2 pseudogenes are annotated in these 454 nt (G+C 46.0%); both read left to right on the top strand.

The features are described 5' to 3' along the window. Positions 1–295: pseudogene (locus AB4512_RS25215) on the top strand (photosynthetic protein synthase I); the annotation flags it as partial. After that, positions 282–454, top strand: a pseudogene (locus tag AB4512_RS25210) (cytochrome-c peroxidase); the annotation flags it as partial. The pseudogenes AB4512_RS25215 and AB4512_RS25210, both read left to right, overlap by 14 nt.

Below are 454 nucleotides of genomic sequence, written 5' to 3'. Positions count from 1 at the left end.
CGGTAAGTTCATAACGCCAACGCTGCGAGAGCTCAGTCAAACTGCGCCGTATATGCACAATGGCATGCTTGCCACGCTTGAAGATGTGGTTGAATTTTATAATCAAGGTGGTGGCGAAGACTCAAACAAAGACTCTCGACTCACCACGCTTTCCCTAACGGACTACGAAAAAAAGGCGCTGGTGGCTTTTTTGGAATCGTTATCTGGAGACGCCCTTATAGGCGAAGAATACGAATGGTTAGACTATGACTTCGGCTACGAATACACGGAGGATTGGTCAAATGCTCGTAACTAAGCGCTCTGTATTAAAGGCAGCACTCTTTATTCTTATTGGGATGACGGGGCTTCCCAATGTTGTTAATGCAAAGGTACAGCTTGAGCCTCTAGGGGAGGTGCCTGTGCCTGCGGATAATAAACAAACACCCGAAAAAATAGAGTTGGGAAAGATCTTATT

It is taken from the genome of Vibrio sp. 10N.222.52.B7 (assembly GCF_041474275.1).
Lineage (GTDB): Bacteria > Pseudomonadota > Gammaproteobacteria > Enterobacterales > Vibrionaceae > Vibrio > Vibrio crassostreae_C.
Note: the sequence above shows the minus strand (reverse complement) of the source record. Positions and strands in the feature narration are given on the sequence as shown.